The sequence below is a fragment of the Pseudomonas sp. rhizo66 genome, from assembly GCF_031931925.1.
GTDB lineage: Bacteria > Pseudomonadota > Gammaproteobacteria > Pseudomonadales > Pseudomonadaceae > Aquipseudomonas.
In genome coordinates, this window is sequence record NZ_JAUJWZ010000001.1 from 354,643 (window position 1) to 370,141 (window position 15,499).

Consider the following 15,499-nt stretch of genomic DNA (forward strand, 5'->3'; position numbering starts at 1 on the left):
GCAAGTGAGTGCGTTCGTCGCGGCGCTGCACGGATAAAGTTTTGTCACCTAAAAATATTTTTGTAAAGAAAATATTTGTCGATGAAAAAAGATATCCGTAGGCTGAGGGCCATTGGCAAGGATCATCAGAGGCAACATGAGCGGACTCAGAGAGCGGCAGAAGGAACAGCGCCGGCAGGTGATTGCCGAGGCGGCGCTCGAGTTGTTCAAACGCAATGGCTTTGCGGCCACCACGCTGGATCAGATCGCCGTGCAGGCGGGGGTTTCTGCGCCCACCGTGGTCAACTATTTCGGCGGCAAGCAGGAGATTCTGCTGGCCTTGCTCAAGCAACCCGACGAGCAAGCCATGCGCGAGGCGCGGGCGAATCTGGACGATGACAGCGATCCGCTGGAGGCGTTGTGCGAGTTCGAAGGGCTGATGACCGATTACCAGCTACAGGCGATGCCGGCTTCGCTTTGGCGGGAACTGGCGCCGTTTCTGCTGACCGGTGAGTTGGCCGAGGCGATGAGCCCGTGGAATGCCGCCGTGATCGAAGAGACGAAAGCGCTGCTCCTGCATTTCCAGCAGGTCGGCAAAGTGCGCGAATCGATCGATCTCGACGTGGTGGCGACGCTGTTCAACCAGTACGCGAACATGGCGTTTATTCGCCTGGCCACGCAGGAATTGCCAGACCGCACCGCGCACGCCATGCACATGCGCGGGGTTCTGAATCTGTTGTGTCACGGCATGTTGGAGCGCTAAGGCAAAAGACGATGTGCCGGTTGTGAACTAGGCTCACAGCGGTTCATCGATGGCCCACCCAGGAGCGCCGACATGGAAGACAAACCGCTGATAGCGTTTCAGAGTTCCAGAGCGTTGCTTGACGTACTCATACGCGCGGGTCTGATCACCATTCTGGTGCTGTTCTGCTACGACATTTTCCATCCGTTTCTCAATGTCATGCTCTGGGCGCTGATCCTGGCTGTCACGCTGTATCCGCTGAATCAGCTGCTGGGTGCAAAACTCGGTAATCGCTACGGCTGGGCGGCAATCATTCTGGTGCTGGTGGGCCTGGTGATTCTGATGCTGCCGTTGAGCCTGCTGGGTGCTTCGATCGCCGATTCGATCAAGGGCAGCATGCACACGTTCGAAGCGGGGCAGTTCGAGATACCGCCGCCACCGGCCAGTGTCGAAGACTGGCCGCTGATTGGCGCGCCGCTTTACGGCATCTGGATGCACGCTTCGCAGGACCTGAGCTGGGCGTTTCAGGAACTGGCACCGCACCTCAAGGACTGGAGCAAAGTGGTGTTGCATCAAGCTGCCGGCGTCGGCGCAGGCATCGTGGTGTTTGTGATTGCCTTGATCGTCGCCGGGTTGATCATGCACCACGGCGAGCGCGGCCACCGGACAGCGGTGGCTATCACCACACGCATTTCCGGCCCCGTGCGTGGCCCGCAGATCGCCGAACTGTGCACGGCAACCATCCGCGCCGTGGCGCAGGGCGTGGTTGGCATCGCGTTTATTCAGATGTTGCTGGTGGGCGTGGCGTTGGTGGTCATGGGCGTACCGGCGGCCGGCATTCTCGCCTTGATGGTGTTGCTGCTGGGCATCACCCAATTGCCGGTGTTGCTGATCACGCTGCCCATCGTGATTTATGTCTTCGCCGTGGACGGGGTCAGCGCCAGCACAATTATCTTTGCGGTGTGGATGGCGATTGCCGGGCTTGCCGACAACGTGCTCAAACCGATGCTGCTGGGACGCGGCGTCGCGGTGCCGATGCCGGTTGTACTGATCGGCGCGCTCGGGGGTATGGTCACCAGCGGCATTATCGGTTTGTTCACCGGGCCGGTGATTCTGGCGGTTGGCTATGAATTGTTCATCGGCTGGGTGTATCAACCGGCCGATATCACCGAGCTTCTGGAGAGCCAGCGCAAAGAAAACCTGCCGTGACACTCATCCCTCTCGCTGACGCATTGGCGTACACCTGAGCGGACATCTAGGCTGGTCAGTCAGTCGCCCTTCAGGCGCAACGCCCACGCAGGGACAGGAGCGGAACCGATGAAAGCCCCAGCCAGTATCGTCTGCCTGATGTTCACACTGGTTCTCGCGCCGGGAGCCCGCGCAGAAGAGCCACCGGCCGCGCCCCCTCCCGAGGCCACCGACGATGCGCCGCTGATCAACCCGCACGTGGTCGACAAGCTCATCGATATGGGCAACTACCTGCGCAGCCTGCCGAAATTCCAGGTCGATGCCGAAGTCTCGCGCGACACGGTTCTGGAATCCGGGCAGAAGATCAAGACCGAGTCCGCCAATACCCTGAAAGTGGTCGGCCACGATCGTTTGTATGCGAAAAGCGAAGGCGATGTGCGCACCCGCGAGTTTTTCTATAACGGCAAAAAACTCACCCAGTATTCGCCGTACCTGAAGTACTACACCACTGTCGACGCCCCGGCCACCGTGGCGGAAACCCTGCACAAGGTCGAGAACTTCTACGGTGTGCAGGTACCGATGGAGGATCTGTTTCTGTTCGGCAGTGATCAGGCGCAGATCGACGCCTTGAAAGCGGCATTGTACGTGGGGCCGTCGGTCATCAAGGGCCAGCTCTGCGACCATTTGGCGTTTCGCCAGGAGGGCATCGACTGGCAATTGTGGCTGACCCGTTCCGATAAACCCTTGCCGTGCAAACTGGTGATCACCACCACGGACGAGAAGAGCTTTCCCGAGTACAGCGCGGTGTATCGGTGGAACCTCAAGCCGACCATCCCGGATACGCAGTTCACCTTCAAACCGGGCAAAGGCGATGTGGCAATTGCGTTTAAACAGGCCAGCGATCAGGGAGGGCAGTGACATGAGCAAGTCGATGACGTGGAGTCTGTTGTTGTCGCTGGCCGCCGCCACACTGCTGACCGCCGGTTATGTCGCCTAAGCCGATGCCCGGGGGCAACGCGCCCAAGGACATGCCCGCGCCAACGTCAACCGCGCCCCGGCGCCGAATGCGCAACGGGCGCAGCGGATCAATGCGCCGCAGCGCACCAACAATGTCAGTGCCGGCAATCGGGTCAATTCGGGCAATCGGGTCAATGCCGGCAACAACGTGGGTAACCGCACGAATGTCAATAACAGCAACCGCAACGTCATCATCGACAACAGTCGCGATGTCGATATTGATGTCGACGGCCATGGCCGTTATGGCTACGACGATCACTACCATCCGGTGGCGACCGCAGTGGCGGTAACGGCAACCGTCGCGGCCACTGCGGCGGTGGTAGGGGCGATCTTTACCCCGGCGCAAATGCCCAGCAGTTGCGTGCAGGTGATTCAGTACAACGTCGCCTATATGCAGTGCGGCTCGACCTGGTACCAGCCGCAGTATCAGGGCAGTGATGTGACGTATGTGGTAGTCAATGCGCCTTGAATGACGTGCGATCGGATTCAAGGCGAGCTGATAAAAATCTTGAGCCGGGTGGTGAAAGGGGGTCGAATGGCGCGCTACCGATATCCATCTACAGAACAACGAGCCTGAGACATGACAACAGCCCAGCCGCTGGTGCCCGATCAAGAGCAATGGCAACCCTGGACACCTGAGGAGTTGGCAACACTTCTGAACGCGGTAAATCGCCCGTGGTGCGTGGTCGGCGGTTGGGCGCTGGACCTGTGGCACGGGCGGCAAACACGGGCTCACAGCGATCTGGAGTTCACGGTGTTGCGGGCGGATTTCGCCTGTTTTCGCCAAGCGTTGAGCGATCTGGATTTCTACGCGGTGAAGGACGGCACATTCCGGTTTTTGTCAGCGACCTGCTTGCCCGCCGAAGACATTTTTCAGATCTGGGGATACGACAGCGCCGCACAGACCTGGCGTGTGGATGTCATGATCGAGCCGGGCACGCCGGATACCTGGATCTACAAGCGTGATCCGTCGATAACCTGCCCGCGCGCCGAAATGGTTCTGCGCAGCACGGCGGGCATCCCGTATCTGCGACCTGCCGCTGTTCTCTTGTTCAAGGCCAAACACACGCGCCCCAAAGACCGCAGCGATTTCGCCAGCGCCTTACCGAACTTGTCTGCGCAGGAGCGCGTGTGGTTGCTTCGACATTTGACGCGATTGCATCCGGAGCACGAGTGGCTGAGCTGCGTTTAAGCAGCACGCCACCCGGTCAGAGTCGGTCTGCGGTCAGTGTTCGCGCTCAGTTAATTCGCGGGTGCTGCTGCACCAGTTCCTTGCGCTTGGCTTCCAGCGCGGCGATTTCGGCGTCGATGTCTTCGATCTTCTGCTCGATGTTGTCGTGGTGCTCTTGCAGCAGTTCCTTGGCTTCTTCGAGGTCAGAGGCCGCTGGCGCTGCACCACGCAACGGCTTGTTGGCGGTTTCCTTCATCGTCACGCCGGTGGCCAGACCGACCACGGCAATCACCATCAGGTAATACGCCGGCATGTACAGATTGTTGGTGCTCTCGACCAGCCAGGCGACCACGGTCGGCGTCAGGCCGGCAATCAATACCGAGACGTTGAACGCCGCCGCCAGTGCGCTATAGCGAATGTGCGTGGGGAACATCGCTGGCAGGGTGGAGGCCATGACCCCGATAAAGAAGTTCAGCAGCACGGCCAGCATCAGCAGGCCGGCGAAGATCAAACCGATCTTGCCGCTGTTGATCAGCATGAACGCCGGGATCGCCAGAATGAACAAACCGATGCTGCCAACCACGATGAAAGGCTTGCGACCGATCTTGTCGCTGATAAAGCCAATCGCCGGCTGCACGAACAGCATGCCGACCATGATCGCGATGATGATCAGCACGCCACGGTTTTCGCTGTAATGCAGGTTGTGCGACAAGTAACTCGGCATGTAGGTGAGCAGCATGTAGTAGGTGACGTTGGTCACTGCCACCACGCCGATGCAGGTCATCAGGCTGCGCCAGTGTTTGGTCGCGACCTCCTTGAACGAGACTTTCGGGCCACCGGCCAAGCCTTCGCGGTCACCTTGCTCAAGCTTTTCGACGTGCTGCTGGAACGCCGGGGTTTCTTCCAGGGCGTGACGCAGATAGAGGCCGATCATGCCCAGCGGCAACGCAAGGAAGAACGGCAGACGCCAGCCCCATTCCTCGAACTTCGCTTCGCCCAGCGTGGTGGAAATCAGCACCACCACACCGGCACCGAGGACGAAACCGGCAATCGAACCGAAATCCAGCCAACTGCCGAGGAAGCCGCGCTTGCGGTCCGGCGCATATTCGGCGACGAAGATCGAGGCGCCGGTGTATTCACCGCCCACCGAGAAGCCTTGGGCCATTTTCGCCAACAACAGCAGGATCGGCGCCCAGATGCCGATCGAGGCATAGGACGGAATCAGGCCAATGGCGAAAGTGCTCAGCGACATGATCACGATGGTCGCGGCGAGGACTTTCTGTCGCCCGTATTTGTCGCCCAAGGCGCCGAAGAACAAGCCGCCCAGCGGTCGGATCAGGAAGGGCACCGAGAACGTCGCCAGCGCGGCGATCATCTGGGTGCCGGGGTCGGCGCCGGGGAAGAACACTTTGCCGAGCACATAGGCGACGAAGCCGTAGACACCAAAGTCGAACCATTCCATGGCATTGCCCAGCGCGGCAGCGGTGATCGCCTTGCGCATCTTGGCGTCGTCGACAATGGTGATGTCGTTCAGGCCGATCGGCTTGACGGTTTTCTTGCGTGATTTCATCCGGGTCTTCTCTTTGCTGATCCATCGTGCCGCGTAGATGCCATCTTTTTGATGGCGCGTACTCTTTGGCTCAGATACATGAGGACACGAAATAATTCACTGCCCGGCGCTTTTTTTCCTGACGCATCTGTGTAAGAGCTGCCGAAGGCTGCGAGTGATCGTTCCCACGCTGATCGTTCCCACGCTCAGCGTGGGAATGCAGCCGGGGACGCTCCGCGTCCTAACAAGATCGCAGCCTCCGGCAGCTCCTACAGGGGAATGTAGTTACCGGCGCAGGGTTGCGTAGGATTTGCCGAGGTCGCTGGCCCAGCCATCCAGCACCACCTTAACGTCATCGGCGGTCAACACCTGCTTGTCGTTCTCCAGCGGCACGCCGGTGCCTTTGCGCACCACTTCGGCAATCACTTCGCCGGTCGAACCGTCCTCGAACGACACCTCGGTGGCGACTTGGCTGTCCTGATCGCGAATACCGGTCGCCGTGCTCACGCCGGCAGCGACGAGGGTGACCGGCAGCCACTCATAAAAGCGCAAACCCTGAGTGCTGGTCGCCACTTGAGTGATGGCGGGGCGCACCACCAGGGTGTTCGGCCCGGGTTGGTTGACCAGATGCATCACCTTGCCCAGTTCCAGCCGCAATGCCGCGTCGTAGTAGTCGGTAACCCCGGACAGGGTGCTCAGCGGAATCCGCGGCGTCGGCTCGGCACTCGGGTAAAACTGACTCGGCGCCAGGTAAACCTGGGTGTAGCGACCTCTGGCCAGCGCCGGGCTGACCCACGCCAGCACAGACTCGCCGGACGGCGACTGGCGCTCGGTCAACACGCTGTAGTCATGCAGAAAACCGCTGTGCTCGACCTTGTTATTGGTGCAGGCCGCCAGGCTCAGGGTGGCGGCGAGGGCCAGCGACAGCGAACGCGTGCGGGTCATTAACGGGTTTCCTTGTGAGGTTGCGTGGCGATGCTGTCCGAGCACTCGATGTGCAACTGGCCGTGGGTCATGATCCATTGGATGAGGTCGGCAGCGGCAATGCTGTGGACGTACTCGACCCAGTGCGCATTGGTCGGGCTGAACTGCTCGAAATAGCGGCGCAGGACGATCCGGCTCTGATCGCTGGACACGCCCAGGCACGACTCCTGAAACACAATCGGCGTATCAGGGCCGAGTGCGGCGGTGCGCTGGCTGAGGATCAAGGGCCGGTTGCTGCTGTGCCCCTCGGCGCAGTGGTTGTCGTTCAATAGCTTCATGAGAACCCCCTGAATTGGAATGGCCGCAGAATGCCCGCGCGGTTTTGCCGGAGGATGTCCGCTTGATGTCTGGCGCGTAGAAATGTTGCTCGATTGAAATAAATGACCCGGGCGGCGAAATGGCTTTAGATTGGCGTTTTTTCGCCGCATGGATCTGTAACTGTGAGCAGACTGCTGTTCGTCGACGACGACGTGGAAATCCTCGCGCTGCTGAAGAAGTTCTTCGTGCAGCACGCCTATGAAGTCGACGTGGCGTCCCACGGCGAAGCCATGTGGGCGGCAATCGCGCAGAACCGTCCGGACACGATCATTCTTGATCTGATGATGCCCGGCGAAAGCGGCCTGAGCCTGTGCCAGAAGGTGCGCGCGCAATTGGGCATTCCGATCATCATGCTCACCGCCATGGCCGAACTGAGTGATCGCATTGTCGGGCTGGAACTGGGCGCCGACGATTACCTGACCAAACCATTTGCCCCGCAGGAACTGCTCGCTCGCGTACGTGCCTTGCAGCGTCGCGCCGCTGAACAGCGCAGCCCGGTGGAGCCGTCGCGCCCGGTGATTGCGTTCGCCGGTTGGCATCTGGACATCACCTGCCGCGAACTGCGCTCCCCGGAAAACGTGATGATTCCGCTGTCCGGCGGCGAGTTCGATTTGCTCGTGGTGTTCCTCGATCATCCGCAGCGTATCCTCACCCGCGAGCAGTTGATCGACCTGACTCACGGCCATGGCCATGACGCCTTTGATCGCAGCATCGATGTGCAAGTCAGCCGCTTGCGGCGCAAGATCGAGCCGGACAGCAAGCGCCCGGACCTGATTCGAACCGTGCGCAACGGTGGTTATCTGTTCACCGCCAAGGTCAGTCGCTCGTGATCCGCCGACTATGGCGTGGCGACACCCTGCGCCGACGCATCGCCCTGACCATCATTGCCGCGATGGTCGCCTCGCTGGCGTTGAATGCACTGTTCGTGCAAGTCGCCGGGATCTGGGCGCGGCCACCGATTGAGCGCACCGGCCTGCTGGAGCAGATCGCCGCGACCTCGCGGGTGATCGAAGCCGCCCCGGCCAGCCTGCGCCCGCAACTGGCCACGGCAGCGAGCAGCGCCATGCTGCAGGTGTCGTGGCAAGCACAACGCGCCGACTTCGACCTGCCCAGTGACGGGCTTCGCCTGCCAGCGAGCCGGGTGCCGGTGCTGCAGCAACTGCTGGGCAAAGATCGAAAAATCGAGGTGTTCAGCCCAGGCGACTGGCCGAACGGCAGTCCTCAGGCGCATTACGCCGCCGTCGTGCAATTGGTCGATGGCAGCTGGTTGTCATTTGTCCCGCCGGAGCGCAGTTGGGGCCTGGAGTTTGGCGCGCGTATCGCGATCGTCATCGCTTTGGGATTGATTGCCACGTTGCTGGTCGCCTGGGTTGCCACCCGCCAATTGGCCAACCCCTTGCAGCGCTTCGCCCGCGCTGCCAGACGATTCGGCACCGACCTGCGCGCACCGCCGATCAAGCTCGAAGGCCCTGACGAAATCCGTCAGGCGATTATCGCCTTCAACACCATGCAGGCGCAGATCCAGCACTTCATCGCCGAGCGCACGCACATGCTCGCGTCGATCTCCCACGATTTGCGCGCACCGCTGACGCGCATGCGCTTGCGCAGCGAGTTCATGGAAGACCTCGATCACCAGGGCAAACTGATTCGCGACGTTGAAGAGATGCAATCGATGATCAACGCCGCGCTGGCGTTCTTCCGCGAAGACACGCACCGCGAGCAGACCACTGCGTTTGATCTGTCGGAGTTGCTGCAGACCATCGTCGACGATTACCGCGATCAGCACATCAATGTCGACTTCGAAGGTCCAGCGCATCTGGTGTACGAAGGACGACCGCTGGGTATCAAGCGGGTGGTCGTCAATTTGCTGGAGAATGCGCTGAAATATGCAAAGTGTCCGGGCATTGCATTGAGACGTGATGAGCATGCGATCTGCATCGAGGTCAGCGACGAAGGCCCCGGTATTCCCGAGTCGGCGTTGGAGCAGGTGTTCGATCCGTTCTTTCGTCTGGAAGCTTCGCGCAATCGCGATACCGGCGGCGTGGGCCTGGGTCTTTCCGCCGCGCGAGCGATCGTCCGTGAGCAGGGCGGTGAATTGACGCTGAGCAATCGCAAGAGCGGAGGGCTGATCGCGAAGGTCGAGTTGCCTGTGTGAAATTTATTCTGTAGATTTTCATGAAATTATAAGAAACAAATTTCATGAGGCCGCGAATGTTTCAGCAATCCAGCCAGCACGTCGACAGCTATTACGCCCACAGTTGCGCCGATCTTCTGAGCCAGCGCGCTGTTCTAGAAGGTGAGCATGATGCCGACGTGGTGATCATCGGCGCTGGATTCAGTGGCCTGCACACGGCGTTGCGTCTGGCCTTGGCAGGCAAACGCGTGATCGTGCTGGAAGCCAGTCGCGTGGCCTGGGCGGCGTCGGGGCGTAATGGCGGGCAGGCGATTCTTGGCTGGTCGTGCGATATGCCACCGCTGGAAGCTGCGCTGGGCCATGAACGGGCCAGGCGGCTTTGGGACGGCATGCGTTGGGCTGCCGCCGAATTGCGCGAATTGCCCGGGCGCCATGGTTTCGATTGCGACTATCGGCCCGGGCATTTGTGGACCTCGGTGATGCCGCGCCGGGTCAGCCTGCTCAGCGAATGGCAACACGAGGCGAGCCACAAGTGGGGCCACGATGGGTTGCAGTTCATTGCTCGTGAACAACTGCCCGAATGGCTGGCCACTGATCGCTATCAGGCCGGGCTTTACGACCCTGAAGGCGCACACCTCAATCCGCTGAAACTGGCGCTAGGCCTGGCGGCCGCCATCGAGCGGGCCGGCGGGCGAATCCATGAACAAAGCAAGGCGCTGGGTTATCAGGCGCAGGGCGGCGGTTTTCGGGTCAACAGCGCTCGCGGTACGGTTCGCGCCGATGTGCTGGTGCTGGCGTGCAACGCTTATCTCGATGAACTCGACCCGCAACTGTCCAGCTGCATTCTGCCGGTGGGCACTTATCAGGTCGCCACTGCACCGCTTGCGCCTGAACAGGCCAATGCGCTGTTGCCGCGCAATGTGTGCGTGACCGACAACCAATTCGTCCTCGATTACTTTCGTCGCACGCCGGATAACCGCCTGTTGTTCGGCGGCGGCTGCACCTATCTCGGCGGTATGCCCAAGGACATTGCGGCGGCGACGCGGCCGTTTCTGGAACGGGTGTTCCCGCAGCTCAAAGGTGTCGGCATCGAGTTTGCCTGGGGCGGGCATATCGATTTGACGATCAATCGCACGCCGGACGTTGGCGGCGATGACCACCGATATTGGCTGCAAGGTTACTCGGGGCACGGCGTCCTGCCGACATTGGCTGCCGCGCGTGCGGTGTCCGATGCGATTCTCGGCGATGGCGATGAATTGGCGTTGTACCAAGGCCTGAGCAATGGCCGCTTTCCCGGCGGCAAGCACTTCGCGGCGCCGCTGGAGGCGATCGGCAAGGCCTGGTATCGACTGCGCGACAGTATTTGATGAAACATCTTTCGGAATTGCAGCCATGAACAAGCAAGAAGAAATCGCCGCGCTGGCGATCCTCATCCATGACCTGCGCAAGCACAAGAAATGGACCCTGAAGGAGCTGGCCGACAAGATCGGCCGTTCGGTCGGGTTTCTGTCGCAGGTCGAGCGCGGCTTGTCGCGGCCCACTGTGGCGGACTTGACCGCGATCAGCGAAACCTTCGGCGTGCCGACCACCTATTTCTACAGCCTGCCCAAACCCAAGGAATTGCCCTGGGTGACGCGCCCGGACGAGCGCCGCACGCTGTATTACGCCAACGGCATCACCGACATTCTGGTGTCGCCGCAGATGCGCGCCTCGTTCTCCATGCTCGAAAGCCATCTGGAAGCCGGTGCGAGCAGCGGTGATCGCCATCTGACTGACAGCTCGGAGCAGGGCGGCTACGTCCTCGAAGGCGAACTGACGCTGTGGCTGGGCGACAACGAAGAACCGACCACGTTGAAAGCCGGCGACAGCTTTCAGTTCGACAGTCATACCCGCTGCCGCTACGGCAACCTCACCGAGCAGTTGACTCGCGTGCTCTGGGTCTACACCTGATCACAACAAAGGATGAACACGATGGACGCTGTCTGCGCAGACCTGCTCGCCGAAGTGCGTGCGTTTCGCCAACGTTACCCCGAGGTGCGTTATGTCGACCTGATTTCCGTGGACATTCCCGGGCATTTTTACGGCAAGCGTTATCCGGTAGACATGCTCGAAAAAGTCGCCGCCGGCAGCGTGCTGAAACTGCCGCAGAACTGTGTGCTGCTCGGCGTGCAGGGCGGTTTGTTCCCGATTGGCGATTACTGCTTCAACGACGGCGACCCGGATGCCGTGCGCCGTCTCGTGCCGGGCACACTGAAACCGGTGACGTGGGAAGCGCAGCCGCTAGGGCAGATGCTGATCACCTCGGACGGCACGGAAAAACCGATCGAGTTCGAACCCCGTGAAGTCCTCGCACAAGTGCTCCAACGCCTGGCGGGCAAAGGCATTCACCCGGTGGTGGCGTTCGAGCTGGAGTTCTACCTGTTCGATAAAAAGCTGCGCGACGGTCTGCCGCAATTCCCCCGCGACGACCTGACCGACGATGCCGATGATCAACCGAACCTGCACATCGAACGTCTCTCACGCTTCGCGCCGGTGCTGGATGAAATGGTCGAAGCGACGCGGGCACAGGGCATCGACGCCACGGTGATTACCGCGGAACTTGGGCCCGGACAGTTTGAAATCAACTTCGGCCATCTCGACGACGGTTTGCGTGCGGCGGATTGGGCGGCGTTGTTCTGCCGCAGCACGCGCGGCGTCGCGCTTAAACACGGTTATCGCGCGAGTTTCATGGCCAAGCCGTACTTGCAGCATCCGGGCAGCGGCATGCATGTGCATGTCAGTTTGTACGACGCAACCGGCAATAATCTGTTGGCGGCCAATGAGCAGCAGCCGCTACGCCATGCAGTCGCCGGGTGCCTGGAATTGCTGCCGCACAGCATGCCGATCTTCGCGCCAAACCAGAACTCGATGCGCCGCTTGGGCGGCACGGTGAACACCGCGAGCAAAGCCAGTTGGGGCTTTGAGGATCGCGATGCGTGCCTGCGCATCCCCGAGTCGGACGCGAAGAACCTGCGGGTTGAATATCGCCTGGCGGGCGCGGATGCCAATCCGTATCTGGTGCTGGCGGCGATTCTGGTGGGACTGGAGCACGGGCTGGCGTCGGGCAAAGAACCGATCGCACCGCTGAACGAAGACCGCAGTAGCGGGATCGATTTCCCTAAAGAGATTGTCGAGGCCGTGCGTGCGATGCAGCATCAGCCGCAGTTGCGGGAAGGGTTGGGCGCGGAGTTTGTGGATGTGTATTGCGAGAATAAACGCCAGGATCATTTGGCGTTTATGCAGGAGATTGGGGCGCGGGAGTATCGGTGGTATTTGTGACACCTGCAAAGCAGTCAGCCTTGAACGGGGGCGCCGAGACTCCACTATACTGCCCCGCGACATCATGGAAGCTTCGTAACAGGGACGGCGATATCGATCATGAACTACAGACGACTTGGACGCTCGGGACTCAAGGTTTCCGCGATTGCGATGGGAACCGCGCAATGCAACTGGTGGGTCGACGAGCCTACCTCACGCCGCTTGTTCGATACCTATGTCGAAGCGGGCGGTAACCTGATCGACACGGCGGATGTCTACCCGGTTCTGGGTGACGGTGTCGGTGGCAAGGATTCGGAGGAGTTCGTCGGGCGCTGGTTGAAAACCACGGCCAGACGCAACCAGGTATTGCTGGCAACGAAGGTGTCCGGGCGCATGGGGCCCGGGCCCAATGACGAGGGGCTTTCCTGGCGGCACATCGTCAAGGCTGTGGAGGGTTCGCTGGAGCGTTTGCAAGTCGACTGCATCGATTTGTATCAGGCCCATGATGACTACGATGATGTTCCGGTCGAAGAAACCTTGCGCGCCTTCGAACATCTGGTGCAGCGGGGGATGGTGCGTTACGTCGGTTGCTCCAACTTCAAGGCCTGGCGCCTGATGAAATCACTGGCGATCAGCGAGCGCAATGCACTGGTCGGCTACGTCAGTGTTCAAGAACGCTACAACCTGCTCGAACGGCGTCGTGTCGAAACCGAACTGCAGCCATTGTGCGTGGAAGAGGGCGTCGGACTCTTGCCGTACAACCCGCTCGCCAAGGGCTTTTTGTCTGGCCTGTACCACCCGCAGGCAGGATTGCCGGGTTCTCCGCGCGCGCCGGGTGTACAGAGAGACTACTTCAACGAGCGCAACTGGCTGATCCTTGAATCACTGCGCCGGATTGCCCGGGACTGCGACAGTTCCTGTACGCAAGTCGCACTCGCCTGGTTGCTGGCCCAACCTGCGGTGGTGGCACCCGTGGTGGGGGCCAGTACTGTCGAGCAATTGCGCGAGATCATGGCGGCGCCACAACTGCACCTGCCGGCCGCCGATGTCAGTCATCTAAACCAGATCAGCCAGCCGCCGGTTCAATAGCCATCAAGCACTGCTTGCCGGCCGTCCGGTGCGCAAGCCCAGTCTGACTTGCCGCAGGTAATCCTGGCGATTGTAAGGGTTGGCCAGGGTGCGCTCCCGGCGAGGCGCAGTGCCCGCGACCGGCGTATACGTGGCCAGTTGGCTTTCCATAAAACCAAGGCCGCTGGTGACATCGGGTATCTGGTGCTGCAACTTGTAGATTCGCGTGGTGACGATCGAGCCTTCGATCCGCGCGGTCTCTGCATCTAGCGTGGTGCCATGGATTGTGGCCCCGGCCTTGGCCAGCAAACCATGAACCGCGCTGCTCAAGGCCGCCGGCACTTCGATGTTGAACTGGCTGCGCGGCTCGCAGACCGCGGTGCCGGCGCGGCTGATCGCTGCAGCCAGTACCAGCGGTGTGAGGTGTCGAAAATCAGCCGCAGTGCTTGAGGGCGATGCATAGTCGACGGTGGTCAATATCACCTCGCAATCGTGAACCATCCAGCCGCACGGGCCTTCCTTGAGACTCTCGAAGACCGATTCTTCGATCGCTTTGTAGAAGCTCGCCGGCATCAGCCCGGCATGGGCTTGACGAATGAACGTGAGTCCCGATCCTGCCGCCCCGGGACTGACACGAATACCGACGGTGGCGAGAAACGGATTGTCGGGCTCATCGATTGATTCCTGGGCCTGACCAGACGCTTGCAAGGTTTCAACGCAGATCGCCGAGCTTTCCTCGAAGACCGCCTCGATGGCGTACTCCTCTTGCAGCGTGGCCTGGATGATTTCCTTTTGCACCTCGCCGTACAGCGAAACGAACATTTGCCCCGCCGGGTTTCGGCGCAAATCGATCAGCGGATCCTGTTCGGCCAGCAGGCTCAATGCTTCCCAGAGGGCTTTTGTCTGCGCTGGCAAAGCGGCAGAAACATGGGTTTCGATCGCCGGCGGGGTAAAAGTGTGCGCGGCTGTGTTGCGTTCTCTGCACGCGCCGATCCGATCGCCGATGCGCACGCCTTCAAGCCCGGTGATGCAAGCGATCTGGCCTGCGCGGGCGAGGGTTGCCGGTTGCAGACCGCCGCTTTCGGAGACTTGAATGGCGGTGATCCGGCTGGTGCCTTGCGGCGTCTCGATCGATTGGCGGACGTGCAGCGTGCCAGCCTGGACACAGACATGAAAACGCCGGTGCCCGCCCCAGCCCCGGTCGATCTTGAATACCGAGGCGAGCACAGGCGCCTCGGCATCGTGACATCTGGCCGGGGCCAACCGTGTGAGCGTCTCGATCATCTGTGCGACGCCAACACCGGTAATGGCTGACCCGGCAAACACCGGATTGACCAGGCCTCTGCCCAGTTGCTCGCGCACCGCTTGCTCAAGGCGCGAACTGTCGATTGTTTGCGCCGCCGTCACGTAGTCGTGCAACAACGTCTCATCGTGTTCGCACAGCACGTCCAGCCACTGTGACGTGACCTCGGCTGACGCCTGATCAATGCGTTCGACCGTGGCCTGCGCCGTGCCGGCGTCTCGCACAGTGCACAAGGCCAACGGGCGACTCTTGAGCTGTAGCTGGAGAGCCTCCAGGGTGCGCAGGAAATCGGCGCCTTTACGATCAACCTTGTTGATGAAGAACACATGAGGTATTGCCATTCGTTGCAGGGCGTTGACCAGCACCCGGGTTTGCGCCTGAACCCCCTCGACGGCCGAAACCACGACGACGGCGAGGTCGAGCAAGGCGAGGGTACGCTCCACCTCGGCAATGAAATCCGGGTGTCCGGGGGTGTCCAGCAGATTGATCAGCAGGTGGTTGAGCTCGAACGAGGCCACGGCGGATTTGATCGTGATGCCGCGCTCGCGTTCCAGCAGCAGGCTGTCGGTGCAGGTGTTGCCCGAATCCACACTGCCCAGGCGCAAACGCGCACCGGCATCGAACAGGATCCGTTCGGTCAGGCTGGTCTTGCCGGCATCGACGTGCGCGAGGATTCCCAGATTAAGGGACTTCATGGTTGATCGCTCCTGATCATACGGCTGACGAGGCGGGTGTCGGCCGGTCGAACT

Annotated in this window: 15 protein-coding genes; 11 read left to right on the forward strand and 4 right to left on the reverse strand. The window is 60.8% G+C overall.

From position 1 onward, the window contains the following. The first annotated feature begins 136 nt into the window (after nt 1–136). The 5 genes from QZR14_RS01375 to QZR14_RS01395 all read left to right on the forward strand — a co-directional run bounded on the left by QZR14_RS01375 (nt 137) and on the right by QZR14_RS01395 (nt 4,118). Nucleotides 137–742, forward strand: a complete 606-nt coding sequence (locus QZR14_RS01375) for a TetR/AcrR family transcriptional regulator (protein ID WP_311995679.1) — start codon at nt 137–139, stop codon at nt 740–742. Between the two features lie 72 nt (nt 743–814). Next, complete coding sequence (locus tag QZR14_RS01380) at nt 815–1,930, forward strand: AI-2E family transporter (RefSeq protein WP_311995680.1); 1,116 nt, start codon at nt 815–817, stop codon at nt 1,928–1,930. 108 nt (nt 1,931–2,038) lie between these two features. Beyond that, nucleotides 2,039–2,827 carry a DUF2092 domain-containing protein gene (locus QZR14_RS01385; RefSeq protein WP_311995681.1) on the forward strand — a complete coding sequence of 263 codons (789 nt, stop codon included), beginning with the start codon at nt 2,039–2,041 and terminating at the stop codon, nt 2,825–2,827. Between the two features lie 247 nt (nt 2,828–3,074). Continuing rightward, nucleotides 3,075–3,395 carry a hypothetical protein gene (locus QZR14_RS01390; protein ID WP_311995682.1) on the forward strand — a complete coding sequence of 107 codons (321 nt, stop codon included), beginning with the start codon at nt 3,075–3,077 and terminating at the stop codon, nt 3,393–3,395. Nucleotides 3,396–3,506: 111 nt separating this feature from the next. After that, nucleotides 3,507–4,118: a nucleotidyltransferase domain-containing protein gene (locus QZR14_RS01395; RefSeq protein ID WP_311995683.1), complete on the forward strand. Its 612-nt coding sequence runs from the start codon at nt 3,507–3,509 to the stop codon at nt 4,116–4,118. 46 nt (nt 4,119–4,164) lie between these two features. Here the strand turns inward: QZR14_RS01395 and proP are convergent, their stop codons facing one another. The 3 genes from proP to QZR14_RS01410 form a co-directional block, all read right to left on the reverse strand. After that, nucleotides 4,165–5,667, reverse strand: a complete 1,503-nt coding sequence (proP, locus tag QZR14_RS01400) for a glycine betaine/L-proline transporter ProP (RefSeq protein WP_134175614.1) — start codon at nt 5,665–5,667, stop codon at nt 4,165–4,167. A 264-nt stretch (nt 5,668–5,931) separates the two neighbouring features. Beyond that, nucleotides 5,932–6,591, reverse strand: a complete 660-nt coding sequence (locus QZR14_RS01405) for a DUF3313 domain-containing protein (RefSeq protein WP_311995684.1) — start codon at nt 6,589–6,591, stop codon at nt 5,932–5,934. Next, nucleotides 6,591–6,908, reverse strand: coding sequence for a hypothetical protein (locus tag QZR14_RS01410; RefSeq protein WP_250605181.1), 318 nt, complete (start codon nt 6,906–6,908; stop codon nt 6,591–6,593). Before QZR14_RS01410 ends, QZR14_RS01405 begins: the two co-directional genes overlap by 1 nt. A 162-nt stretch (nt 6,909–7,070) precedes the next feature. Here QZR14_RS01410 and QZR14_RS01415 point away from each other — a divergent pair, with 162 nt between their 5' ends. The 6 genes from QZR14_RS01415 to QZR14_RS01440 all read left to right on the forward strand — a co-directional run bounded on the left by QZR14_RS01415 (nt 7,071) and on the right by QZR14_RS01440 (nt 13,468). Next, entirely contained in the window at nt 7,071–7,778 is a 708-nt protein-coding gene (locus QZR14_RS01415) for a response regulator (protein WP_108224555.1), read from the forward strand. Next, the gene (locus QZR14_RS01420) at nt 7,775–9,103 is read left to right on the forward strand and encodes an ATP-binding protein (protein ID WP_311995685.1); all 1,329 of its coding nucleotides are present in this window, start codon (nt 7,775–7,777) and stop codon (nt 9,101–9,103) included. Before QZR14_RS01415 ends, QZR14_RS01420 begins: the two co-directional genes overlap by 4 nt. Before the next feature lie 56 nt (nt 9,104–9,159). After that, complete coding sequence (locus QZR14_RS01425) at nt 9,160–10,449, forward strand: NAD(P)/FAD-dependent oxidoreductase (protein WP_311995686.1); 1,290 nt, start codon at nt 9,160–9,162, stop codon at nt 10,447–10,449. A gap of 25 nt (nt 10,450–10,474) precedes the next feature. After that, nucleotides 10,475–11,032 carry a helix-turn-helix domain-containing protein gene (locus tag QZR14_RS01430; protein WP_250605177.1) on the forward strand — a complete coding sequence of 186 codons (558 nt, stop codon included), beginning with the start codon at nt 10,475–10,477 and terminating at the stop codon, nt 11,030–11,032. Nucleotides 11,033–11,053: 21 nt separating this feature from the next. Then, nucleotides 11,054–12,400 carry a glutamine synthetase family protein gene (locus tag QZR14_RS01435; RefSeq protein WP_311995687.1) on the forward strand — a complete coding sequence of 449 codons (1,347 nt, stop codon included), beginning with the start codon at nt 11,054–11,056 and terminating at the stop codon, nt 12,398–12,400. Nucleotides 12,401–12,499: 99 nt separating this feature from the next. Further along, complete coding sequence (locus tag QZR14_RS01440; protein WP_311995688.1) at nt 12,500–13,468, forward strand: aldo/keto reductase; 969 nt, start codon at nt 12,500–12,502, stop codon at nt 13,466–13,468. 3 nt (nt 13,469–13,471) lie between these two features. Here the strand turns inward: QZR14_RS01440 and QZR14_RS01445 are convergent, their stop codons facing one another. Next, on the reverse strand, nt 13,472–15,445 hold the full coding sequence (locus tag QZR14_RS01445; protein ID WP_311995689.1) for a GTP-binding protein: 1,974 nt from the start codon (nt 15,443–15,445) through the stop codon (nt 13,472–13,474). Nucleotides 15,446–15,499 lie beyond the last annotated feature (54 nt).

What these genes read in the sequence shown, in the direction of transcription:
- QZR14_RS01425 (WP_311995686.1), top strand. Translation starts at nt 9,160, where the DNA reads ATGTTTCAGCAATCCAGCCAGCACGTCGACAGCTATTACGCCCACAGT.
- QZR14_RS01430 (WP_250605177.1), top strand. Translation starts at nt 10,475, where the DNA reads ATGAACAAGCAAGAAGAAATCGCCGCGCTGGCGATCCTCATCCATGAC.
- QZR14_RS01405 (WP_311995684.1), bottom strand. Translation starts at nt 6,591, where the DNA reads ATGACCCGCACGCGTTCGCTGTCGCTGGCCCTCGCCGCCACCCTGAGC.
- QZR14_RS01440 (WP_311995688.1), top strand. Translation starts at nt 12,500, where the DNA reads ATGAACTACAGACGACTTGGACGCTCGGGACTCAAGGTTTCCGCGATT.
- QZR14_RS01375 (WP_311995679.1), top strand. Translation starts at nt 137, where the DNA reads ATGAGCGGACTCAGAGAGCGGCAGAAGGAACAGCGCCGGCAGGTGATT.
- QZR14_RS01385 (WP_311995681.1), top strand. Translation starts at nt 2,039, where the DNA reads ATGAAAGCCCCAGCCAGTATCGTCTGCCTGATGTTCACACTGGTTCTC.
- QZR14_RS01395 (WP_311995683.1), top strand. Translation starts at nt 3,507, where the DNA reads ATGACAACAGCCCAGCCGCTGGTGCCCGATCAAGAGCAATGGCAACCC.
- QZR14_RS01380 (WP_311995680.1), top strand. Translation starts at nt 815, where the DNA reads ATGGAAGACAAACCGCTGATAGCGTTTCAGAGTTCCAGAGCGTTGCTT.
- proP (WP_134175614.1), bottom strand. Translation starts at nt 5,667, where the DNA reads ATGAAATCACGCAAGAAAACCGTCAAGCCGATCGGCCTGAACGACATC.
- QZR14_RS01435 (WP_311995687.1), top strand. Translation starts at nt 11,054, where the DNA reads ATGGACGCTGTCTGCGCAGACCTGCTCGCCGAAGTGCGTGCGTTTCGC.
- QZR14_RS01410 (WP_250605181.1), bottom strand. Translation starts at nt 6,908, where the DNA reads ATGAAGCTATTGAACGACAACCACTGCGCCGAGGGGCACAGCAGCAAC.
- QZR14_RS01445 (WP_311995689.1), bottom strand. Translation starts at nt 15,445, where the DNA reads ATGAAGTCCCTTAATCTGGGAATCCTCGCGCACGTCGATGCCGGCAAG.